General features: G+C 55.6%; 21 protein-coding genes. 15 read left to right on the top strand and 6 right to left on the bottom strand.

The genetic code is table 11. The annotated features are described in order from the left end of the window. Positions 1 to 154 precede the first annotated feature (154 nt). Positions 155 to 1,636, top strand: coding sequence for a dipeptide permease DtpD (gene dtpD / locus ACW14G_RS11690; protein WP_223802181.1), 1,482 nt, complete (start codon positions 155 to 157; stop codon positions 1,634 to 1,636). Positions 1,637 to 1,661: 25 nt separating this feature from the next. Here the strand turns inward: dtpD and phrB are convergent, their stop codons facing one another. Beyond that, positions 1,662 to 3,083 (bottom strand): deoxyribodipyrimidine photo-lyase, encoded by a 1,422-nt coding sequence (gene phrB / locus ACW14G_RS11685; protein WP_249022151.1) that lies wholly within the window; start codon positions 3,081 to 3,083, stop codon positions 1,662 to 1,664. 142 nt (positions 3,084 to 3,225) lie between these two features. Further along, positions 3,226 to 3,432 (bottom strand): YbfA family protein, encoded by a 207-nt coding sequence (locus ACW14G_RS11680; RefSeq protein ID WP_163449173.1) that lies wholly within the window; start codon positions 3,430 to 3,432, stop codon positions 3,226 to 3,228. A gap of 305 nt (positions 3,433 to 3,737) precedes the next feature. Here ACW14G_RS11680 and kdpF point away from each other — a divergent pair, with 305 nt between their 5' ends. The 10 genes from kdpF to ACW14G_RS11630 all read left to right on the top strand — a co-directional run bounded on the left by kdpF (position 3,738) and on the right by ACW14G_RS11630 (position 16,209). Next, the gene (kdpF, locus tag ACW14G_RS11675; RefSeq protein ID WP_077625464.1) at positions 3,738 to 3,827 is read left to right on the top strand and encodes a K(+)-transporting ATPase subunit F; all 90 of its coding nucleotides are present in this window, start codon (positions 3,738 to 3,740) and stop codon (positions 3,825 to 3,827) included. Further along, positions 3,827 to 5,506: a potassium-transporting ATPase subunit KdpA gene (gene kdpA, locus ACW14G_RS11670; protein WP_249023345.1), complete on the top strand. Its 1,680-nt coding sequence runs from the start codon at positions 3,827 to 3,829 to the stop codon at positions 5,504 to 5,506. The genes kdpF and kdpA overlap by 1 nt, the downstream gene beginning before the upstream one ends. Positions 5,507 to 5,526: 20 nt before the next feature. Further along, positions 5,527 to 7,575, top strand: coding sequence for a potassium-transporting ATPase subunit KdpB (kdpB, locus tag ACW14G_RS11665; RefSeq protein WP_163449171.1), 2,049 nt, complete (start codon positions 5,527 to 5,529; stop codon positions 7,573 to 7,575). Between the two features lie 10 nt (positions 7,576 to 7,585). Continuing rightward, positions 7,586 to 8,161, top strand: a complete 576-nt coding sequence (kdpC, locus tag ACW14G_RS11660) for a potassium-transporting ATPase subunit KdpC (protein WP_249022152.1) — start codon at positions 7,586 to 7,588, stop codon at positions 8,159 to 8,161. A gap of 2 nt (positions 8,162 to 8,163) precedes the next feature. Beyond that, complete coding sequence (gene kdpD, locus ACW14G_RS11655; protein ID WP_249023346.1) at positions 8,164 to 10,851, top strand: two-component system sensor histidine kinase KdpD; 2,688 nt, start codon at positions 8,164 to 8,166, stop codon at positions 10,849 to 10,851. Continuing rightward, entirely contained in the window at positions 10,848 to 11,525 is a 678-nt protein-coding gene (kdpE, locus tag ACW14G_RS11650; RefSeq protein WP_163449169.1) for a two-component system response regulator KdpE, read from the top strand. The genes kdpD and kdpE overlap by 4 nt, the downstream gene beginning before the upstream one ends. A gap of 277 nt (positions 11,526 to 11,802) precedes the next feature. Continuing rightward, on the top strand, positions 11,803 to 11,907 hold the full coding sequence (gene speFL, locus ACW14G_RS11645) for a leader peptide SpeFL (RefSeq protein ID WP_106875989.1): 105 nt from the start codon (positions 11,803 to 11,805) through the stop codon (positions 11,905 to 11,907). Between the two features lie 246 nt (positions 11,908 to 12,153). Further along, the gene (gene speF / locus ACW14G_RS11640) at positions 12,154 to 14,349 is read left to right on the top strand and encodes an ornithine decarboxylase SpeF (protein WP_249022153.1); all 2,196 of its coding nucleotides are present in this window, start codon (positions 12,154 to 12,156) and stop codon (positions 14,347 to 14,349) included. After that, entirely contained in the window at positions 14,346 to 15,662 is a 1,317-nt protein-coding gene (gene potE, locus ACW14G_RS11635) for a putrescine-ornithine antiporter (protein WP_163449167.1), read from the top strand. Before speF ends, potE begins: the two co-directional genes overlap by 4 nt. 70 nt (positions 15,663 to 15,732) lie before the next feature. Continuing rightward, a complete protein-coding gene (locus ACW14G_RS11630) occupies positions 15,733 to 16,209 on the top strand; it encodes a pyridoxamine 5'-phosphate oxidase family protein (RefSeq protein ID WP_455648599.1) in 477 nt (158 codons plus the stop codon). Between the two features lie 41 nt (positions 16,210 to 16,250). Here the strand turns inward: ACW14G_RS11630 and pgm are convergent, their stop codons facing one another. Both pgm and seqA read right to left on the bottom strand, forming a co-directional pair. Next, positions 16,251 to 17,891: a phosphoglucomutase (alpha-D-glucose-1,6-bisphosphate-dependent) gene (gene pgm, locus ACW14G_RS11625; protein ID WP_223802177.1), complete on the bottom strand. Its 1,641-nt coding sequence runs from the start codon at positions 17,889 to 17,891 to the stop codon at positions 16,251 to 16,253. Positions 17,892 to 17,929: 38 nt separating this feature from the next. Beyond that, positions 17,930 to 18,502: a replication initiation negative regulator SeqA gene (gene seqA / locus ACW14G_RS11620; RefSeq protein ID WP_249022155.1), complete on the bottom strand. Its 573-nt coding sequence runs from the start codon at positions 18,500 to 18,502 to the stop codon at positions 17,930 to 17,932. 182 nt (positions 18,503 to 18,684) lie between these two features. Here seqA and ybfF point away from each other — a divergent pair, with 182 nt between their 5' ends. The 4 genes from ybfF to fur all read left to right on the top strand — a co-directional run bounded on the left by ybfF (position 18,685) and on the right by fur (position 21,299). Continuing rightward, positions 18,685 to 19,449 carry an esterase gene (ybfF, locus tag ACW14G_RS11615; protein ID WP_249022156.1) on the top strand — a complete coding sequence of 255 codons (765 nt, stop codon included), beginning with the start codon at positions 18,685 to 18,687 and terminating at the stop codon, positions 19,447 to 19,449. 129 nt (positions 19,450 to 19,578) lie between these two features. Next, positions 19,579 to 19,872 (top strand): LexA regulated protein, encoded by a 294-nt coding sequence (ybfE, locus tag ACW14G_RS11610; protein WP_163449162.1) that lies wholly within the window; start codon positions 19,579 to 19,581, stop codon positions 19,870 to 19,872. A gap of 151 nt (positions 19,873 to 20,023) precedes the next feature. After that, positions 20,024 to 20,554 carry a flavodoxin FldA gene (gene fldA / locus ACW14G_RS11605; protein WP_064548295.1) on the top strand — a complete coding sequence of 177 codons (531 nt, stop codon included), beginning with the start codon at positions 20,024 to 20,026 and terminating at the stop codon, positions 20,552 to 20,554. A 292-nt stretch (positions 20,555 to 20,846) separates the two neighbouring features. Continuing rightward, positions 20,847 to 21,299, top strand: coding sequence for a ferric iron uptake transcriptional regulator (fur, locus tag ACW14G_RS11600; protein WP_064548293.1), 453 nt, complete (start codon positions 20,847 to 20,849; stop codon positions 21,297 to 21,299). Positions 21,300 to 21,420: 121 nt separating this feature from the next. Here the strand turns inward: fur and chiQ are convergent, their stop codons facing one another. Together chiQ and chiP are read right to left on the bottom strand one after the other, a co-directional pair. Beyond that, on the bottom strand, positions 21,421 to 21,756 hold the full coding sequence (chiQ, locus tag ACW14G_RS11595; RefSeq protein WP_249022157.1) for a ChiQ/YbfN family lipoprotein: 336 nt from the start codon (positions 21,754 to 21,756) through the stop codon (positions 21,421 to 21,423). A gap of 50 nt (positions 21,757 to 21,806) precedes the next feature. Next, positions 21,807 to 23,213 carry a chitoporin ChiP gene (gene chiP, locus ACW14G_RS11590; protein WP_163449160.1) on the bottom strand — a complete coding sequence of 469 codons (1,407 nt, stop codon included), beginning with the start codon at positions 23,211 to 23,213 and terminating at the stop codon, positions 21,807 to 21,809. Between the last annotated feature and the right edge of the window lie 294 nt (positions 23,214 to 23,507).

Below are 23,507 nucleotides of genomic sequence, written 5' to 3'. Positions count from 1 at the left end.
CACGATATGTCTGTTTTTATGTGATGGACTTCATGTATATTTATGCAACCATACCGCATATTACAAAGATAATACGCTTTTCTACGTATTATTACATAAATGAAACAAAGCCTTACGCAGCATGCCGTTGCCGGGTTTCGAGGTTAAATGTGCAATGAATAAATCACAATCGCAGCCTAAGGCGATTTACTACGTCGTCGCTCTGCAAATCTGGGAATACTTCAGTTTCTATGGCATGCGCGCGCTGCTGATCCTGTATCTCACCAACCAGTTGAAATACAACGATACCCACGCGTACGAATTATTCAGCGCCTATTGTTCGCTGGTGTACGTTACGCCCATCCTTGGCGGCTATCTGGCGGATAAAGTGCTCGGCAACCGGGTGGCGGTCATGCTCGGCGCACTGCTGATGGTCGTCGGCCATATGGTGCTTGGCGCCAGCGAAATCGCGCCGATGTTCTTGTACCTGTCGCTGGCGATTATCGTCTGCGGCTATGGGCTATTTAAGTCCAACGTCAGCTGCCTGCTGGGCGAACTGTACGAACCCACCGATCCGCGTCGTGACGGCGGCTTCTCGCTGATGTACGCGGCGGGCAACGTCGGCTCTATTATTGCGCCAATCGCCTGCGGCTTCGCGCAAGAGCAGTATAGCTGGGCAATGGGCTTTACGCTGGCAGCCGTCGGCATGCTGGCCGGGTTGGTCATTTTCATTAGCGGTCGCCGCCATTTTGCCCACACGCGTGGGGTAAACAAAGAGGTGCTGTGCGCCCGCAACTTCCTGCTGCCAAACTGGGGCTGGCTGCTGGTGCTGCTGGTGGTTGCGCCGCTGTTCATCACCGTGCTGTTCTGGCAGGAGTGGTCGGTGTATGCGCTGATCGCCGCATCGGTGATTGGCCTTGCGGTTCTGGCGAAAATTTATCGCCGCGCCGAAACCGCCGAGCAGCGTAAAGACCTGCGTCTGATCGTGGTACTGACCTTCTTCAGCCTGCTGTTCTGGGCCTTTGCTCAGCAGGGCGGCAGTTCAATCAGCCTATATATCGACCGCTTTGTAAACCGTGATGTACTCGGCTATGAAGTGCCTACCGCCATGTTCCAGTCGGTCAACGCCTTTGCGGTCATGCTGTGCGGCGTGGTGCTGGCGTGGCTGATTAAAGAACAGGTCACCAATAACCGCGATCTGCGCATCTGGGGCAAATACGCGCTGGGTCTGGGCCTGATGAGCGCAGGGTTCTGTATTCTGACCCTGAGCGCCCGCTGGTCAGCCACCTATGGCCACTCCTCCATGCCGCTGATGCTGCTGGGGCTGTCGGTGATGGGCTTCGCTGAACTGTTTATCGACCCGGTCGCCATGTCGCAAATCACCCGCATCCAGATCCCGGGCGTGACCGGCGTACTGACCGGCATTTACATGCTGCTTTCCGGTGCGGTAGCCAACTATGTGGCGGGTATTATTGCCGACCAGACGTCGCAGGCATCGTTCGATTCTGCGGGCGCGGCAGACTACTCGATTAACGCTTATATCGACGTATTCAGCCAAATCACCTGGGGCGCGCTGGCCTGTGTTGGCGTGGTGCTGGTTATCTGGTTATATCACACGGTGAAAGTGCGTAGCCGTCGCCTCGCGGTTGACGTCTAAACCCGCTCTGACGAGGCCTGAATGTTCAGGCCTCGCTCTTTTTCGCTGCTTCATAAGCGGCCAACGTCGCCACCCTCGCCTGCGCGTGATCGACTATCGGTCGCGGATACGCCAGCGTTCTCCCCTGTTTATCGGCCCATACCCACGGTTGATGAATTGCCTTCTCGGGTACCGCCGCCAGTTCCGGCAGCCAGCGGCGGATAAATTCACCGTTTTTATCAAAGCGCTCGCCCTGGGTCGTCGGATTGAAGATGCGAAAATAAGGCGCGGCGTCCGTACCGGTTGACGCGGCCCACTGCCAGCCGCCATTGTTAGCGGCCAGACAGCCATCCACCAGCTGCGACATAAAATAACGCTCACCCTCTCGCCAATCGATCAGCAGATCTTTCACCAGGAAACTGGCGACGATCATTCTCAGGCGATTATGCATCCACCCGGTTTCATTAAGCTGGCGCATCGCCGCATCGACAATCGGGTAGCCGGTCTCGCCTTTCTGCCAGGCAATCAGCGCTTTCTGCGCCGGGTTCCAGCGCACGCGATCGGTCCACGCGATAAACGGCCGATGCTTGCATAAGGCAGGATAATAGGTCAGCAGATGGCGGTAAAACTCGCGCCAGATAAGCTCATTCAGCCAGACGCTCCCCGCGCCGCCGTTAAGCGCCTCCGGCTGTTCTGCCAACAGGCGATGCAGACACTGGCGCGGCGAAAGCACGCCGACGGCGAGGCAGGCCGACAAACGGCTGGTTCCCTCAATAGCCGGGAAATCGCGTTGGGTCTCGTACTCTGCCGCCTGCTGCTGGCAAAAATGGCGCAACTGCGCAATGGCCGCCTTTTCATCGGCGGGAAACAGCATCGCGTCGAACGGCTGCTGAGGATAGGTAAAGTTGAGCGTTTCCTCTGCCGTTACCGTGGGCGCATCGCGTCGCTCCGGCGCGCGGACGCACTCCGGCATATGCGCCTGCAGGCGGCGCAGCCAGGCATTTTTATACGGCGTAAACACTTTATACATTTCCTGGCTACCGGTCATGACCGCACCGGGCGCCAGGATCACGCTGTCATCAAAACCCTGGCAAACCGTGTCGGTAAGCCGGCGCTCTACGGCAGCATCACGCTGGCGCTCGTTAAATTCATACTGATAGTTGTAAAAAAGATGCGTTACCCCATGAGTCTGGCAAACGTCGTGCACCACCTCGACGCTGGCCGCAAAATCGGCCACTTCATGAAACACCAGCGGGATATTTTTCTCCGCCAGCGCCTGGCGGAGCGCGTTCAACTGCGCGGCAATATAGGCCGCCTGACGGGGAGCCATGTCATGCGCAGCCCACTGCTGAGGCGTGGCGATAAACAACGCCAGCACCTGCGCACGCGGATCGCGGCAGGCAGCGGCAAGGGCGAGGTTGTCATGCAGGCGTAAATCGGCGCGGAACCAGACCAGATGAGTGGACATAAAAACCCTGAATATATTTAACTAATACATTCATATTACACCAATTATTTCACCACACGCGGCTGGCCCGGCAACACAAGGTGAAAAAAACCGCCCCCCTTTATAGCAGGAGCGGTTTGTCTCGTTCTTTTACGCCACAACATTAATAAAAGTCGCAGGCGGCCTCTTCAGCTTGTTCCATCCATACCGGTTTCTCACTGGTTTTCGACCAGACGCGGTGCAGATAGCTATAAAAACGGGCGCGGTCTTTCCAGAACAGCATCACCGGCAGCGCGACTATCCCCGCCACCACGGCGAAAGTACGGCGCATTAATATGACGTGTGCAGGATATTTTTTATACAGTTCCATATTCTCTCCCCTAAGTTGGCCGGCAACGCACGCCGGAAAATGAAGCTCAGTAATCTGACTAAAAGAGTACCGCTTTTTGTGTAATTTTACTACTCATCCGACCACTAATTTAAGGCCGTTTTGTCTTTATTTACATTCAAAACGTAATTCGGTTACACGATTGTTAAATTAATACTAACCATTAGTTAAATTGTGGTCTTGTCCATTTTTATACTTTTTTTACACCCCGCCCGCTGATTTTTGCGAAATCTTTGCATCCAAAATCCTACGCTTACCGGCATAACTCAACCATCCGGAGGTGGATTGTGACTACAGGCGTAATAGCTGGCGTGGTGCTGGTGTTCCTGTTACTGGCGTATCTGGTTTATGCCCTTTTGAAGGCGGAGGCGCTGTGATGGCTGCTCAGGGATTTTTACTCATTGCCAGCTTCCTGCTGGTGCTGTTTATTCTCGCTCGCCCACTCGGCAAAATGCTGGCGACAATGATCGGCAACGTACCGCTGCCGGGACTGGCGCGTGTGGAAAACGGGCTGTGGCGCGTACTCGGTATTTCCGGCCAGGAAATGAGCTGGGGGCGTTATGCTATCGCGATTTTGCTGCTCAACCTGTGCGGCCTGCTCGTCCTGTTCGCAATGCTGATGCTGCAAGGTTATCTGCCGCTGAACCCGCAGCAGTTACCTGGACTGTCCTGGCATCTGGCGCTCAATACCGCCGTCAGCTTTGTCAGTAATACCAACTGGCAGTCCTACAGCGGCGAAACAACCCTGAGCTACTTTAGCCAGATGGCTGGGTTGACGGTGCAGAACTTCCTTTCCGCGGCCACCGGTATTGCCGTGCTGTTTGCGCTGGTGCGCGCTTTTGCTCGTCACAACGTCAGCACACTGGGCAATGCGTGGGTCGATATCACCCGCATTACCCTGTGGCTGCTGCTGCCGATTTCGCTGCTACTGGCCCTGTTCTTTATTCAGCAAGGCGCATTGCAGAATCTCCTACCCTATCAGCCATTTACCACGCTGGAAGGCGCGCATCAGCTCCTGCCAATGGGGCCAGTCGCTTCGCAGGAAGCGATCAAAATGCTGGGCACCAACGGCGGCGGTTTCTTTAACGCTAACTCCTCACATCCGTTTGAGAACCCCACGGCGTTGACCAACTTCGTGCAGATGTTGGCGATCTTCCTGATCCCGGCGGCGCTGTGCTTCGCCTTCGGCGAGGCGGTGAGCGATAACCGTCAGGGCCGGGCAATTTTGTGGGCCATGACGATCATCTTCGTGGTCTGCGTGGCGGTGGTGATGTGGGCGGAAACCCGCGGTAACCCACATCTGCTGGCCTTTGGCGCAGACAGCAGCATCAACATGGAAGGGAAAGAGAGCCGCTTCGGCATCCTCGCCAGCAGCCTGTACGCGGTGGTGACCACGGCGGCCTCCTGCGGGGCGGTGAACGCCATGCATGACTCCTTTACCGCGCTGGGCGGCATGATCCCGCTTTGGCTGATGCAGATTGGCGAAGTGGTCTTCGGCGGCGTCGGATCGGGCCTCTACGGCATGCTGCTGTTCGTGCTGCTGGCGGTCTTTATCGCCGGGCTGATGATTGGCCGCACACCGGAGTATCTCGGCAAAAAAATCGACGTGCCGGAGATGAAAATGACCGCGCTGGCGATTCTGGTGACCCCAACGCTGGTATTGCTGGGTACCGCGCTGGCGATGATGACCGACGCAGGCCGTAGCGCAATGGCCAACCCCGGCTCGCACGGTTTTAGCGAAGTGCTCTATGCCGTCTCTTCCGCCGCCAACAACAACGGTAGCGCCTTCGCCGGCCTGAGCGCCAATACGCCGTTCTGGAACTGCCTGCTGGCGGTGTGCATGTTCGTTGGCCGCTTCGGCGTCATCATCCCGGTGATGGCGATTGCCGGTTCACTGGTGAATAAAAAGATCCAGCCCGCGACGCCGGGGACGCTTGCCACCCACGATGCACTGTTTATTGGCCTGCTGATTGGCACCGTGTTGCTTGTTGGCGCCCTGACCTTTATTCCCGCCCTGGCGATTGGCCCGGTGGCGGAACATCTTTCCCTGTTTTGAGTGATGCGGAGCTATTGGTTATGAGTCGTAAACAACTGGGCCTGTTTGAACCGTCGCTGGTTCGCCAGGCGCTGATCGACGCCGTGAAGAAACTCAGCCCTACCGTCCAGTGGCGCAATCCGGTGATGTTTATCGTCTGGATTGGTAGCGTGCTGACCAGCGCGCTGGCCATTGCCATGGCCGTGGGCGCTCTGCCGGGCAACGTGGGTTTCAGCAGCGCTATCGCGCTGTGGCTGTGGTTTACCGTGCTGTTCGCCAACTTTGCCGAAGCCATGGCGGAGGGCCGCAGCAAGGCGCAGGCCAACAGCCTGAAAGGGGTAAAGAAAACCGCTTTCGCCCGCAAACTGCGCGAAGCCCGCTACGGGGCGGAAATGGATCATATTCCGGCCGATGACCTGCGCAAAGGCGACGTGGTGCTGGTGGAAGCCGGTGACATTATCCCCTGCGATGGTGAAGTGATTGAGGGGGGCGCATCAGTGGATGAAAGCGCCATTACCGGGGAATCCGCCCCGGTCATTCGTGAATCCGGCGGCGACTTCGCCTCAGTAACCGGCGGGACGCGTATTCTCTCCGACTGGCTGGTAGTGCGCTGTAGCGTTAACCCGGGTGAGACCTTCCTCGACCGCATGATCGCCATGGTCGAAGGTGCCCAGCGACGTAAAACGCCAAATGAAATCGCGCTGACGATTCTACTGGTGGCGCTGACTATTGTCTTCTTGCTGGCAACGGCGACCATCTGGCCGTTTTCCGCCTGGAGCGGCGCGCCCATTAGCGTCACCGTGCTGGTCGCCCTGCTGGTGTGCCTGATTCCCACCACCATCGGCGGCCTGCTGTCGGCCATCGGCGTGGCGGGGATGAGCCGTATGCTCGGCGCAAACGTGATTGCCACCAGCGGCCGCGCGGTAGAAGCGGCAGGCGATGTTGACGTACTGCTGCTGGATAAGACCGGCACCATTACCCTGGGGAACCGTCAGGCCTCGCAGTTCCTGCCGGCTCAGGGCGTGGATGAGAAAACGCTGGCCGATGCCGCGCAGCTCTCGTCGCTTGCTGATGAAACGCCGGAAGGCCGCAGCATCGTGGTACTGGCAAAACAGCGCTTCAATCTGCGCGAACGTGATGTCCAGGCGCTACACGCTACCTTCGTGCCGTTTACCGCCCAAAGCCGAATGAGCGGCATCAATATTGATAACCGCATGATCCGTAAAGGTTCGGTCGATGCTATTCGCCGCCATATTGAGAGCAACGGCGGTCACTTCCCGCTGGATGTCGAGCAGAAGGTCGAAAGTGTTGCCAGTCTGGGCGCAACGCCGCTGGTGGTGGCCGAAGGCGCACGGGTGCTCGGCGTCATCGCGCTGAAAGACATCGTCAAAGGCGGCATTAAAGAACGCTTTGCCCAGTTACGCAAAATGGGCATTAAAACGGTGATGATCACCGGCGACAACCGGCTGACCGCCGCCGCCATTGCCGCGGAAGCGGGCGTTGATGACTTCCTCGCCGAAGCCACGCCGGAAGCCAAACTGGCGTTAATTCGTCAGTATCAGTCCGAAGGCCGGATGGTGGCGATGACCGGCGACGGTACCAACGACGCTCCCGCGCTGGCACAGGCCGACGTGGCGGTCGCGATGAACTCAGGTACGCAGGCGGCGAAGGAAGCCGGCAACATGGTGGATCTGGACTCTAACCCGACCAAGCTGATTGAGGTGGTGCATATTGGTAAACAGATGCTGATGACGCGCGGCTCGCTGACCACGTTCAGTATCGCTAACGACGTGGCGAAATATTTCGCCATTATCCCGGCAGCCTTTGCCGCCACCTGGCCGCAGTTGGGCGTGCTCAACATTATGCACCTGCACTCACCGAACTCGGCCATTCTCAGCGCGGTGATTTTTAACGCGCTTATCATCGTCTTCCTGCTGCCGCTGGCGCTGAAAGGCGTGAGCTACCGCCCGCTGTCGGCATCGGCGATGCTGCGCCGCAACCTGTGGATTTACGGCGCGGGCGGGCTGGTGGTGCCGTTTATCGGTATTAAAGTGATTGATTTACTGTTAACCCTGCTGGGTCTGGTGTGAGGAAATAACCATGTCTGCATTACGTCCTGCCATTGTCATTTTTCTATTCCTGGCGGTGATTACCGGCGGCGTCTATCCGTTGCTGACCACCGCGTTAGGGCAGTGGTTGTTCCAGACTCAGGCTAACGGTTCGCTGATTTTTGAAAACCATGAGATTCGCGGATCGCAGCTTATCGGCCAGAACTTTAGCGACCCCGGCTATTTCCAGGGGCGTCCCTCCGCCACCGCCGACGCGCCGGATAACCCGATGGCCTCCGGCGGCAGCAACCTGGCGGGCAGCAACCCGGCGCTGGATAAACTGTTTACGGACCGTATTGCCGCGCTGCGCGCCGCTAACCCGGACGCCAGCCGCACGGTACCGGTTGAACTGGTGACCGCTTCCGCCAGCGGTCTGGATGCCAACCTGTCCCCTGCCGCCGCACTGTGGCAGGTGCCGCGTATCGCCAAAGCGCGCGGGCTCTCGCCGCAATGGTTAACGCAACAGGTACAGGCGGCAACCCATACGCCGCTACTCGGCTTTCTCGGCCAACCTGTGGTAAATATTATTGAGCTGAATATGGCGCTGGATGCCCACAAGGATAATTGATGATGACCGACGAGCCGCTGCGTCCGAACCCGGATCGCCTGCTGGAACAAACCGCCGACGCGCACCGCGGAAAGCTGAAGATATTCTTCGGCGCCTGCGCCGGGGTAGGTAAAACCTGGGCGATGCTGGCAGAGGCGCAGCGGCTGCGTGCGCAGGGGTTGGACGTGCTGGCGGGCGTGGTAGAAACCCATGGTCGCAAAGAGACCGCTGCGATGCTGAATGGCCTGAGCATTTTGCCGCCAAAGCGCACCGCCTACCGCGGCCGCTACGTGATGGAGTTCGACCTGGATGCCGCCCTCGCCCGTCGCCCGGCGCTGGTGTTAATGGATGAGCTGGCGCACAGCAATGCGCCCGGTTCCCGCCATCCCAAACGCTGGCAGGACATCGATGAGCTGCTGGAAGCGGGCATCGACGTCTTCACCACCGTTAACGTGCAGCATCTGGAAAGCCTGAACGATGTTGTCAGCGGCGTCACCGGTATTCAGGTGCGGGAAACCGTGCCCGATCCCTTTTTTGACGCCGCGGATGAGGTGGTGCTGGTGGATCTGCCGCCGGACGACCTCCGTCAGCGCCTGAACGAAGGCAAAGTTTATCTGGCCGGCCAGGCTGAACGCGCGATCGAGAATTTCTTTCGTAAAGGTAACCTGATCGCCCTGCGCGAACTGGCTCTACGTCGTACCGCCGAGCGGGTGGACGATCAAATGCGCGCCTGGCGCGACGGTCAGGGGCAGGAAAAAGTGTGGCATACCCAGGACGCGATCCTGCTGTGTATTGGCCATCATGCCGGTAGCGAAAAGCTGGTGCGCACCGCCGCGCGTCTGGCCGCCCGGCTGGGCAGCGTCTGGCACGCCGTTTACGTTGAAACCCCTACGCTGCACCGTCTGCCCGAACCGCAGCGCCGCGCTATCCTTAACGCACTGCGACTGGCGCAGGAGCTGGGCGCAGAGACCGCGACGTTGTCGGAGCCGTCCGAGGAAGCGGCGGTGATCCGCTATGCGCGTGAACACAATCTGGGCAAAATTGTCATTGGCCGTCAGCAGAAGCGTCGCTGGTGGCGCGGTGAACGCTTCGGCGACCGGTTGACTCGCCACGCGCCGGAGCTGGACCTGCTGGTGATAGGCGTAGATGAGACGCCCCTGCCGCTGCCCGAGCGCTCAAGCGACCGCCGCCCGTTTATCGACAAATGGCGCGTCCAGATCCGTGGCTGCCTGGTGGCGCTTGGGCTGTGCGCCGCCATTACATGGGTGGCCGCTCAGTGGCTCATGACATTTGACGCCGCCAACCTGGTCATGCTCTATCTGCTGGGCGTGGTGATCGTCGCGCTGTTCTATGGCCGCTGGCCGTCGGTACTGGCGACGGTGATCAACGTGGTCAGTTTTGATCTCTTCTTTATCGCCCCACGCGGCACGCTGGCCGTCTCCGATGTCCAGTACCTGCTCACCTTCGGCGTGATGCTCACCGTCGGTCTGGTCATCGGTAATCTGACCGCTGGCGTGCGCTATCAGGCGCGTGTGGCCCGCTATCGCGAGCAACGAACACGGCACCTGTATGAAATGTCGAAAACACTCGCGGTGGGTCGCAACGCCCGCGATATCGCCCTCACCTGCGAGCAATATATTCGCTCGACCTTCCACGCCCGCAGCCAGGTGCTGCTGCCGGACGAAAACGGGAAGCTGGCGGCGCTAAATCATCAGGAAGGTATGACGCCGTGGGATGAAGCCATCGCCCACTGGAGTTTTGACAAAGGGCTACCCGCCGGAGCGGGAACCGACACGCTCCCCGGCGTCCCCTACCTGATTCTGCCGCTACGCAGCGCGGATAAAACCCACGGACTGGTCGTCGTCGAGCCCAATAATCTGCGTCAGCTGATGGTGCCGGAACAACAGCGACTACTGGAAACCTTTACCCTGCTGGTCTCCAGCGCGCTGGAGCGGCTGGCATTGACGGCCAGCGAAGAGCAATCAAGGCTTATCAGCGAACGCGAAAGCCTGCGTAACTCGCTGCTCGCCGCGCTGTCGCACGACCTGCGCACACCGTTGACCGTGCTGTTTGGCCAGGCCGAAATTCTGACGCTCGATCTCGCCAGCAGCGGTTCGCCCTACGCGCCGCAGGCGAACGAAATTCGCCAGCACGTGCTTAACACTACGCGTCTGGTAAACAATCTGCTGGATATGGCGCGGATTCAGTCCGGTGGCTTTAATCTCAATAAGGAGTGGCTGACGCTCGAAGAGGTCGTGGGCAGCGCACTGCGTACGCTGGAACCCACGCTTAGCGGGCGGAAAATCCTCCTTAACCTGCCCGACCCGCTGATGCTGGTGCACCTCGACGGCCCGCTGTTTGAGCGAGTGCTCAACAACCTGCTGGAGAACGCCGTGAAGTACGCGGGCAGCGAGGCGCAAATCGGTATTCGCGCGGCAACGGAAAACAACCACCTGCTGTTGGACGTTTGGGACAGTGGGCCGGGGATTCCAGGCGGCCAGGAACAGCATATTTTTGCCAAATTCGCCCGTGGCCACAAAGAGTCGGCCATTCCCGGCGTGGGGCTAGGTCTGGCCATTTGTCAGGCCATCGTTGAGATTCATGGCGGTACGCTGTCTGTCAGTAACCGCCCGGAAGGCGGCGCCTGTTTTCGTGTTACACTGCCACTGGAACAACCGCCTGAACTTGAAGAGGGATACGAAGAGCTGTGACCAGCGTTCTGATTGTTGAAGACGAACACGCCATTCGCCGTTTTCTGCGTACCGCGCTGGAAGCCGAAGACCTGCGCGTTTTTGATGCCGAAACCCTCCAGCGTGGGTTGCTGGAAGCGGCGACGCGCAAACCAGACCTGGTGATCCTCGATCTCGGCCTGCCGGACGGTGATGGCCTCGATTTTATTCGCGATATCCGCCAGTGGAGCCCGGTGCCGATTATTGTGCTGTCGGCGCGCAGTGAAGAGAGCGATAAGATAGCAGCGCTGGATGCAGGCGCCGACGATTATCTGAGTAAACCATTTGGCATCGGCGAGCTTCAGGCGCGCTTACGCGTCGCGCTACGTCGCCATGCCGGTGCCCAGCCCAATGAACCCGTCGTCTCCTTTGCTGATATCACCGTTGACCTCGCCTCACGGCGAATTACCCGTGGCAGTGCAGAAATTCATCTCACCCCGATTGAATTCCGTCTGCTGGCGGTACTGCTCAATAATGCCGGTAAAGTGCTCACCCAACGCCAACTACTCAGCCAGGTATGGGGACCTAATGCCGTAGAACATAGTCACTATTTGCGCATTTATATGGGGCATCTTCGCCAGAAACTGGAAATAGATCCCGCGCGTCCTCAGCATTTATTAACCGAAACCGGAATTGGCTATCGTTTCATGTTTTGAATAATTATTCATATTTACAACATAGCCAGCTTTTATTTTTAATCAGAAATAACTCAATCTGAAAAATATTCAAATATGGTTTTAAAACCCTTTCAAATATATAATTAAAACAATTTATTTACATTACTTAAACAATCCAGCATTTTATCCTGGCTTGTCGCTCATCAATAATGAATAATTTTATAAATGATCTCTTATTGTTGATCACCCTCACAGTTTTAAGCCCACCCGGAGATAAAATGGCTGCGCTTTAGGATATTCATCTGAGGTATACGAAATGGAAAACAATAACCGATTGATGCCCCACATACGGCGGACAACACATATTATGATGTTTGCTCACCGTAATAGTTTCGACTTTCACTTCTTTAACGCCCGATAAGTCTCCCGACTTCGGGCGCCTCGCAGTTATTCCTTGCTAATTCAGGCTTCTAGCCTGCTGCCAGCGCTCGCCATGACAAACCTGTATCTGCCGGCCACCGGACCGAGTTGGGTTTGCTACATTCTGAAAAAAGCAATGTTCTGATTTTATTGTCAGCGAGATCTTATTGCTTTTTTTTCCGGCGATATCAATTTCTCCATTGAGAAATTGAGGGACTGCTATTACCTAAAATAAAGAGTCGAAAAAATGTCTGAATTAAAAATTGCCGTTAGTCGTTCATGTCCTGACTGCTTCACTACCCAGCGTAGTATTATCAATACCTGCGACACCCACTTTATTGATGTCGCAGCTGCCGTATTATCTATTGAAGATGTGGAAAGCGGTAAACTCGATGAAATAGATGCGACGGGTTATAACCTGCCGGTGTTTATTGCTATTAATAAAGATCAGATCGTTCCGGCTGAATATCTTGCCCGCATTCAAGGGGTATTCGAGCACGATGAAACCCGCAACGATTTCTATGGCCGCCAGTTAGAGGCCGCCGCCCATAAGTACGAAGTCAATTTGCGCCCGCCGTTCTTCAGTGCGTTAGTGGATTATGTCGCCCAGGGCAACAGTGCCTTTGATTGCCCGGGGCACCAGGGCGGCGAATTCTTCCGCCGTCATCCGGCAGGGAATCAGTTTGTCGAGTACTTTGGCGAAACGCTTTTCCGTTCCGACCTGTGTAACGCCGACGTGGCAATGGGTGACCTTTTAATTCACGAAGGCGCGCCGTGCATCGCTCAGCAGCACGCGGCGAAGGTGTTTAACGCCGACAAAACCTACTTCGTGCTCAACGGCACCTCCTCCTCTAACAAAGTGGTGCTCAACGCGCTGCTGACTCCGGGGGATTTAGTGCTGTTTGACCGTAACAACCACAAATCCAACCACCACGGCGCGCTGTTGCAGGCTGGAGCCACACCGGTCTACCTGGAAACCGCACGTAACCCGTATGGCTTTATCGGCGGCATCGATGCCCACTGCTTTGAAGAAGGCTATCTGCGTGAACTGGTGGCAGAAGTGGCGCCAAACCGCGCACGTAACGAACGCCCGTTCCGTCTGGCGGTCATCCAGCTGGGCACCTACGATGGCACTATCTATAACGCCCGTCAGGTGGTGGATAAAATCGGTCACCTGTGCGACTACATCCTGTTTGACTCCGCATGGGTAGGCTACGAACAGTTCATTCCGATGATGGCCGACTGCTCGCCGCTGCTGCTGGAACTGAATGAAAACGATCCGGGGATTCTGGTGACTCAGTCGGTGCACAAACAGCAGGCCGGTTTCTCCCAGACTTCGCAGATCCATAAAAAAGATAGTCATATCAAAGGCCAACAGCGCTATGTGCCGCACAAACGTCTCAACAACGCCTTTATGATGCACGCGTCCACCAGCCCGTTCTACCCGCTGTTTGCCGCACTGGACGTCAACGCGCGGATGCACGAAGGACAGGCGGGCCGCAATATGTGGATGGACTGCGTCTCGAACGGCATTGAAGCACGTAAGCTGATTCTGGATAACTGCCACCACATTCGTCCGTTTGTCCCCGCCGAGATTGACGGTAAACCGTGGCAATCCTGGCCGACCGAGCAGATTGCCAACGACCTGCGCTTCTTCCACTTCGTCCCGGGTGAACGCTGGCACGGCTTCGAAGGCTACGCAGAGCATCAGTACTTCGTTGACCCGTGCAAACTGCTGCTGACCACCCCAGGCATTGACGCTAACGGCGAGTACGACACCTTTGGCGTGCCGGCCACCATTCTGGCCAACTACCTGCGTGAACACGGCGTGGTGCCGGAAAAATGCGACCTCAACTCAATCCTGTTCCTGCTGACGCCAGCGGAAGATATGGCCAAGCTGCAACAGCTGGTGGCGCTGCTGGTGCGCTTCGAAACGCTGCTGGAATCTGACGCGCCGCTGCAAGAGGTGCTGCCGTCGCTCTACGGTCAGCATAAAGATCGTTACGCCGGTTACACCCTGCGCCAGCTGTGCCAGGAAATGCACAACCTTTATGCCCGCCATAACGTGAAACAGCTGCAAAAAGAGATGTTCCGCAAATCGCACTTCCCACGCGTCAGCATGAACCCGCAGGAAGCGAACTTTGCCTACATCCGCGGCGAGGTCGATCTGGTGCCGCTGTCGATGGCGGAAGGCAAAATCGCCGCCGAAGGCGCCCTGCCGTATCCTCCTGGCGTGCTGTGCGTTGTCCCGGGTGAAATCTGGGGGGATTCCGTTCTGCGCTACTTCAAAGCGCTGGAAGAAGGCATCAACCTGCTGCCGGGCTTTGCGCCAGAACTGCAAGGGGTTTACATCCAGGAACACGACGGTCGCAAAGAAGTGTGGTGCAACGTGATTAAACCTCAGCAGCCGCTGCCAGCGATGCTGAAAGGGGAGAAATTATGAGCAAAGCCAACAACAAAATGGGTGTTGTTCAGCTCACCATCCTGACGATGGTGAACATGATGGGCTCCGGTATCATCATGCTGCCCACCAAGCTCGCTGAAGTCGGCACCATTTCCATTATCTCCTGGCTGGTCACCGCCGTCGGTTCGATGGCACTGGCCTGGGCTTTCGCTAAATGCGGGATGTTCAGTAAAAAATCCGGCGGCATGGGCGGCTATGCGGAGTATGCCTTTGGTAAGTCGGGCAACTTTATGGCCAACTATACCTATGGGGTATCGCTGCTGATTGCCAACGTCGCGATCGCGATTTCGGCGGTGGGTTATGGCACCGAGCTTTTCGGTGCCGCACTGAGCCCAGTGCAAATTGGGCTCGCCACCATCGGCGTGCTGTGGATCTGTACTGTTGCCAACTTCGGCGGCGCGCGCATTACCGGACAGATCAGCAGCATCACGGTATGGGGCGTCATTATCCCGGTGGTGGGTCTGTGCGTGATTGGCTGGTTCTGGTTCAGCCCGACAATGTACGTCGAGTCCTGGAACCCGCATCACGTGCCGTTCTTTAGCGCGGTCGGTTCATCCATCGCTATGACGCTGTGGGCCTTCCTCGGTCTGGAATCTGCCTGCGCCAACGCTGAAGTGGTGGAAAACCCGGAACGTAACGTGCCAATCGCCGTGCTCGGCGGGACGCTGGGGGCGGCGGTGATTTACATTGTCTCCACCAACGTGATTGCCGGGATTGTGCCAAATATGGACCTGGCTAACTCAACCGCCCCGTTCGGCCTGGCCTTCGCGCAAATGTTCACGCCGGAAGTCGGTAAAGTGATCATGGCGCTGATGGTCATGTCCTGCTGCGGTTCACTGCTCGGCTGGCAGTTCACTATCGCCCAGGTATTCAAATCCTCGGCGGACGAAGGCTACTTCCCGAAAGTATTCTCTCAGGTTAGCAAGGCGGATGCGCCGGTTAAGGGGATGCTGGTGATCGTGGTCATTCAGTCCGGGCTGTCGTTGATGACCATCAGCCCGTCGCTGAATAATCAGTTCAACGTGCTGGTAAACCTGGCGGTCGTCACCAACATTATTCCGTACATCCTGTCGATGGCAGCGCTGGTTATTATCCAGCGTATGGCTAACGTGCCGATGAACAAAGCGCGCATCGCTAACTTCGTGGCATTCGTTGGGGCAATGTATAGCTTCTATGCGCTCTACTCTTCCGGTGAAGAAGCGATGCTGTACGGTTCCATCGTGACGTTCCTCGGCTGGACGCTGTACGGGCTGGTGTCACCGCGTTTTGAGTTGAAGAATAAACACGGTTAATTGACTTACCCGTTCGGGCTGTAGACCACTACAGCCCGCTTTCTTTTCTTTCGTTGATAAGGCAGCTAACTTGAGTAATCCAGATCGTATTGTCTCCGACCCAGAACGGATCCTCCGTTTTATTCAGACCCAGCAAATTTGCCGTATCGCACTGAACGATGAGAGCAGCCCGTACATTGTTCCGGTCAACTTTGGTTGTACCTATCAGGACGAACGCTGGACGTTCTATTTCCATGGCGCGCGCACCGGTAAAAAGATGCGTTTGTTGCGTAAAGACCCGGCAATCAGCCTGGAAATAGACGGTGATTATCGCTTAATTCCCGCCGAGGATGCCTGTGATTATAGCAGTGCGTACACCAGCATCATTGCCAATGGACAGGCGTCGATTTTGCAAGAATGCGAAGAAATGACCACCGGGCTGGACCTCATCATGCGGCAGGCCGTACCGGGTAAAACCTTCAGCTATCGTGACGATATGATGAAAGCGGTGTGCGTCGTGCGAATGGATTGCCAGACGCTAACCTGCCGCCAGCATCAGGGAATATGAAAAAGGAGCCTTACGGCTCCTTTGTCTTAACAGCGATGATATCAGGCGTTTTTCAGCACTTCGCTAACAATCTCTACCGCTTCTTTCTCAATCTGCTGACGATGCTCAGCGCCAAGGAAGCTTTCGCAGTAAATCTTGTACGCATCTTCCGTGCCGGACGGACGCGCCGCGAACCAGCCGTTATCGGTCATCACTTTCAGACCACCGATAGATGCGCCGTTACCCGGTGCAGCGGTCAGGCGTGCGGTAATCGGATCACCGGCCAGGGTGCTGGCGCTGACCATCTCAGGAGAGAGCTTAGACAGCGCCGCTTTCTGTGCGGAAGTCGCGCTCGCCTGCAGACGGTTATAGCTTGGCGCGCCGAAACGTGCTGCCAGGTCGTTGTAGTGTTCCTGCGGATTCTTACCGGTGACGGCGGTGATTTCTGCCGCCAGCAGGCACATGATGATCCCGTCTTTATCGGTTGACCACGGCGTACCATCGAAGCGCAGGAAGGAAGCGCCCGCGCTCTCTTCGCCGCCGAAGCCAAAGCTACCGTCGAACAGGCCATCAACAAACCATTTAAAGCCCACCGGCACTTCAACCAGCTTACGGCCCAGGTCGTTCACCACGCGGTCAATCATTGCGGAAGAGACCAGGGTTTTACCCACGGCAACGTCTTTACCCCACTGCGGACGATGCTGGAACAGGTAGTTGATCGCAACCGCCAGGTAGTGGTTCGGGTTCATCAGCCCGGCCGGGGTAACAATACCGTGACGGTCGTAGTCAGGATCGTTGGCAAATGCCAGGTCGAACTTATCACGCAGCGCCAGCAGGCCCGCCATCGCGCACTCGGAAGAGCAGTCCATACGGATTGCGCCATCTTTATCGAGGTGCATGAAGCGGAAAGTCTGGTCAACGTGATCGTTAACGATAGTCAGGTTCAGGTTGTAGTGCTTCGCGATACGTTTCCAGTATTCGATACCGGAACCGCCCAACGGATCAACGCCCAGCGTCAGACCGGCTTTCTGGATCGCCGCCATATCGACGATATCCGCCAGCCCTTCAATGAACGGCTGCACCAGATCGACTTCCTTCACATGACCCGAGGCCAGCGCCGCATCGTAAGAGATGCGCTTAACACCGTTCAGATCGGCGGCCAACAGCGCGTTAGCGCGGTCTTCAACCACTTTGGTGACGTTGGTATCAGCCGGGCCACCGTTTGGCGGGTTGTACTTGATACCACCGTCTTCCGGCGGGTTGTGGGACGGCGTAATGACAATGCCATCGGCCAGCGGGCCGCCTTTCTTGTTGTGCACCAGGATAGCGTTGGAAACCGCCGGCGTCGGCGTGAAACCATTGTTTTCCTGCACAATCACATCTACGCCATTCGCCGCTAACACTTCAAGTACGGAGATGAACGCAGGCTCAGAAAGCGCGTGCGTATCTTTTCCGACGTAGCATGGGCCCGAAATTCCATTTTTCGCGCGCTCTTCAGCAATCGCCTGAGCAATGGCCAAAATATGCTTTTCATTGAAGCTGTGACGACCTGCGCTACCGCGGTGACCGGAGGTCCCGAATTTCACCGCGTGTTCCGCATTGCTCACGTCCGGCTGCAGCACGTAGTACTGGGCCGTCAGTTGAGCGACGTTGATCAAATCACTCTGCTGTGCGGGTTGACCCGCACGGGTATGGTTTGCCATTGCCTGGTCCTTCTTATGCAAGGGTTAGATTGTCAGTATTAGATGGTACCGCAAACCTTCTCAATCAATTCCGCCGGGAATTGCATTGACTGCATGATGTGTTCGACCATGCTGCATTTACGGCCCGTATTGGTATTGGTAATGACCCAGTATGGCGTATCCGGAACCTGTTTTGGTTTCGTCTGATTGCCGTTTTTCAGCAGCGTTTGCTCGTCGGCAGCAAAGTAGACGCGGGTACGGCCATGAAGGGATTCGGTTGCCTCAGCAAACGCATTGTTGTCCAGAGAGTACAGCGTAGTCAGCACCAGCATGAAGCGGTTTACCGCTTTCTTCTGCTCTGCATACTCGTCGGAGAGCAGCAGTTCGCGCATGGCACGGACTTTATCTTTGGCGGATTTAACCGTTTTCACCTCAGCAACGGGGACAGCAGCGGGCGCCGGAGCGGCAACCGTTTCTGCTTTGACGACCGGCGCGGCAGCGACGGCTGCGGGCTGGGAAGCGGCGGAGAATTTCAGCATACGCCGTAAAATGTCGGACGCGCTCTCGCCAATGCGCAGAGTGTGGGCTGCAATATAGCGATAGAGCTCGTCATCAACTTCGATCGTTTTCATCTTAATCCGGTGCGATAATTTTTCTGAATACAGTTTATTGGGATTATAAAGTCAAAACCCAACAGCGGGTAGCGCCAAACCAGGGGCACGGCAAAATTCGGATGAGTTCCTCACTTGCCCCTGAGCGTTAGAATGTTCAACATGATACCCTAACCCGACAATGCGAAAAAAAGAACTTTGCTATGAAATTGAATTTCCGAGCGCAAACTGCACAAAACCTGCACAATAATTCCCCCATCGTCCTGGTCCACGGTCTGTTCGGCAGCCTGGATAACCTCGGCATTCTCGCCCGCGACCTGCTTGCCGATCACGATGTCATTCAGGTCGACATGCGTAACCACGGTCTGTCGCCGCGTTCCGACGATATGAGCTATCCGGCCATGGCGCAGGATTTGCTCGATACTCTCGACGCCAACCAGATTGAGAAAGCGACATTCATCGGCCATTCAATGGGCGGAAAAGCGGTGATGGCGCTGACCGCGCTGGCCCCGGAGCGCATCGACCGCCTGGTGGCAATCGACATTGCGCCGGTGGATTACCACGTGCGTCGTCATGATGAAATTTTTGCCGCCATTAACGCCGTCACCAGCGCGGGCGTCTCCACGCGCCAGCAGGCAGCCACGGTGATGCGCGAGTATCTGCATGAAGAAGGCGTGATTCAGTTTCTGCTGAAGTCGTTTGTTGACGGCGCCTGGCGCTTTAACGTGCCGGTGCTGTGGGAGCAATATCCCCATATCGTCGGCTGGGAAACCATTCCGGCCTGGGAACACCCTGCGCTGTTTATTCCCGGCGGCAACTCACCGTATGTCACCGAAGCCTATCGTGACGATCTGCTGGCGCAGTTCCCGCAGGCGAGAGCGCACGTGATTGCCGGGGCGGGTCACTGGGTTCACGCCGAAAAACCGGACGCCGTGCTGCGCGCCATTCGCCGTTACCTCGCTGAGTGATTAAAAATGCATCGACCGCGCGCCAGAATGGCCGTGGTCGTTGGCGTGCGGGTTCCACTGTTGTATGATTGCGCGCTGTCTGCACCGGGCACCGTCCGGTAGCTTGTTTCCCCGAAGTCACTCAGAACCATGGCAAAAGAACAAACGGACCGTACGACATTAGATTTGTTCGCAAATGAGCGTCGGCCGGGAAGACCCAAAACCAATCCGCTTTCGCGTGACGAACAGCTCCGCATTAATAAGCGCAATCAGCTCAAACGCGACAAAGTTCGTGGGCTTAAGCGCGTCGAGTTAAAGCTGAACAGCGACGCCGTTGATGCGCTCAACGAACTGGCGGCAGCCCGTGACATGAGCCGCAGCGAACTCATCGAAGAGATGCTGATGAGCCAACTGGCGCTGCTGCACGGGCAAGGGAAAGTCTGAAATATCCCCCCAGAACGCACTTTCATGTAGCAGAGTGTGCAGTACGGCACGATAGCTGTTTCCGCCCGCTTCTCTGTTCTGCTATGATTGCCCTTATCTGTGGGCAATAAGCCACCACCATATCATTAAGTTTCAAGAGGTTATTTTACTCATGGCAATCGTTGGCATCTTCTTCGGTAGCGACACCGGGAACACCGAAAATATCGCAAAAATGATTCAAAAACAGCTTGGTAAAGATGTCGCTGACGTTCACGACATTGCCAAGAGCAGCAAAGAAGACCTGGCAGGCTACGATATCCTGCTGCTGGGTATCCCAACCTGGTACTACGGTGAAGCACAGTGCGACTGGGACGATTTCTTCCCGTCTCTGGAAGAAGTTGACTTCAACGGTAAGCTGGTCGCCCTCTTCGGCTGTGGCGATCAGGAAGACTACGCGGAGTACTTCTGCGATGCGCTGGGTACGATTCGCGACATCATCGAGCCAAACGGCGCGACCATCGTTGGTCACTGGCCAACCGCAGGCTACCACTTCGAAGCGTCGAAAGGCCTGGCCGATGACGACCACTTCGTGGGTCTGGCGATTGACGAAGACCGCCAGCCGGAGCTGACCGCTGAACGCGTTGAAAAATGGGTTAAGCAGGTTGCTGAAGAGCTGCACCTCGACGAAATCAAAAACGCCTGATGATATTGAGGCGCGATAACAAATCGCGCCTCATTAATAGGTAAAAGCAATCAAAATAATAGCTACATTTTTTTAACTTTTCAGCGCATACCTGTACAATATCTTCTGATTTAGCGTAGGTTCATCGCTCTGTTTGTCGGTGACGCCTCGTTTTTGAAAGCTTAGTTTACCCAAGCCTTGCTGTTTTCATTTATCCAGGGTCATTCTATAATGAGACGCATTAAAACGGGTGAATTCTCTGTGATACTTTCGCTGATGGAAGTTAATCGTTTAGCAACAGGACAGATTCCGCATGACTGACAATAATACCGCATTAAAGAAGGCTGGCCTGAAAGTCACACTTCCACGGTTAAAGATTCTGGAAGTTCTTCAGGAACCGGATAACCACCATGTCAGTGCGGAAGACTTATACAAACGCCTGATCGACATGGGTGAAGAAATTGGCCTGGCCACGGTTTATCGTGTCCTGAACCAGTTTGATGACGCGGGCATCGTGACCCGTCATAATTTTGAAGGCGGCAAATCCGTTTTCGAACTGACCCAGCAGCATCACCACGATCACCTGATTTGCCTCGACTGTGGCAAAGTGATCGAGTTCAGCGACGAATCTATCGAAGCTCGCCAGCGTGAAATTGCCGCCAAACACGGAATTCGTCTGACCAACCACAGCCTTTATCTTTATGGCCACTGCGCTGAAGGCGACTGCCGTGAAGATGAACATGCTCACGATGGTGTAGAGAAGTAACTCCCGCCCTCGTTAAAAAAACCAGCGCCATGCGTTGGTTTTTTTTGCCCTTCGTTCGCATTCAGCCATAAAAAAACCGCTGCAAGCAGCGGTTTTTTCAGTTATTAGCATTCGCCTTATCTTATGGCTTCACGGTGTTATTGCTGCGAATTTCCTGCCACATCTTTTCGCATTTGGCTTTTACGGCCTGGTCGTTACCGGTACGGGTTGCCTGAATACACTGCTGATAATCCAGCACGCGTACGGATTCCTGATTAGCAAACTGTTCATGCTGTTTCTCTTTTTTCAGCACGTTCAGCACGCTCTGGCAGGCCTGGATTTTGTCCGGATTGCCTTCAGCGGTGTTAATGCACGCGCTGTAGGCATCCTTCAGCTTACTGTCTTCTTTCGGCGTGGATGGCTGAGCGCAAGCGGTAAGGCCAGCGGCCATCAGGGCAACAATAATCAGTTTTTTCATACGATGAGCCTCTTAGCGGCGGCAGAGGCTTCCCCCTGCCGCATCATGCATCAGAAAATAGTGAACGGTGCGATAACCATGAATTTCACGTCACGCTCATCCTGGAAGATGTTGCCGTAACCACCGCCCCAGCTTGGGATGTCGGAGTGGTTGTCGTACTGAGTGAAGTGCAGTTTGAAGAGGGTACCCTTCGCGCGGCCTTCCTGTACGGTATACATGGCATCCAGGCTGTATGCAGATTCTCTGATCGTATTGTTTTTGTTGTAGTAGGCATCCGGGTTCATCTGCCAGGTCGCTGGTTTCGCATCCCATGCATAGACGTAGGATGCACCCACTGCCCAGCCAGGAAGATTCCAGTTCTTCAGGTCATACATACCACCGAAGAAGACCGCTTTTTCGCCGTTGGCGTTGAAGTCAGAGCGGTTATCCCACCAGATATCCAGACGACCGTTAGATGACGCGTAGGTCGGGGTCATACGCTGCAGGAAGTAGCCCTGCTGACCGTCAGCCTTAACCCAGGTCCCTTCCAGACGGAAGTCGAACACCTCGTTCAGCTTATAGCCAAATGTTAACGCCTGCAGCCACGCGGTGCCGTCGTAAATGTCGTTCACGCCGTGATCGCTCACTTTGTCACGGGTACCATAGAACTGGTAGCTGGTGGTCAGCGGGCCGCCAGGGATATCAAATTTGTAGCTTGCTTTGGCGAAGTACTGGTCGACATAACCTTCCGCCTGACCGAATGCCGCTTCCAGCACCAGGTCATTTTTAAAATCGTATTTCGCACCGATAGAGTGCAGGTAATCAACTTTGGTCTTCTTATCATTCTGATAGAAGTTATCCATCTCCAGATGCCATGGCGCCTTGTACTCATTGGTCCACATGTAGGAGAAGCTCAGCGCGCCATTGTCGCCGTAGTCAAAGTTTGCCCCGGCTTCAGCGCCCTGGTAAGTACCCGGCATAAAGCTCCAGTGCGGTGCCAGCAGGGTTTGACCGGTTGGTTGAATGTAACCCGCACGCGCCCAGGTTGGGCCAAGTTTAAATTTAGCTGCCGCTTTATACAGGCTGATACCGCTCTTATCGCCGCTGTAATCTTCGCTATAGCCTTTATTTTTTGACGAGAATGCAATTTCGTTCGGGTGACCGCTTTCGCTACTTTCCGCCATTTCAATCGCGGTAAAAGCAGCAATATCAATACCGAACATGTCAGCCGCATAACCCGACTGGAAGTCGAGGTTGGCGTTCCAGGTGGAGTGAGAAAGGTTGGTTTTATATTTGTCGTGGTCGGTCACATCTTTACGGTCACGCTCACGCTGCCAGTAGTAGATGCCGCCGGTTAATGTTGAATCATCAATGAACCCTTCTGCCTTCGCTTCCGGAGTCATCACAAAGCCTGACATTGCTGTCACACCGGCGATAGCCAGCGCCAGCGTACTACGTTTGCCACTAAACGTACGCATAGTTATATCCTCTTTGACTTTTAAAAATGCCGCTGCAAAGCAGAAGCAAAAAAATAAAACGCTAAAAAATGAACTTCTGGAAAAAGGTGTTTCAGTACACTGATAGACTATTTTTCGCGACGCGAATTATCAATCCTTTTCCGCAACAAGAGTGCAGGATTATGACAAAGCGCACATATTTGGTTTCAATGTGTAACGTAATGCATTGTTAACATTTGCACAGGCCAGCCCTTGCGGGGCTTGGATGAAATGTTAATGAGACCGTTTACATTGAAGATCAGGGGTGGGTAGATG

The sequence above is a fragment of the Kluyvera sp. genome (assembly GCF_965301105.1).
Note: the sequence above shows the minus strand (reverse complement) of the source record. Positions and strands in the feature narration are given on the sequence as shown.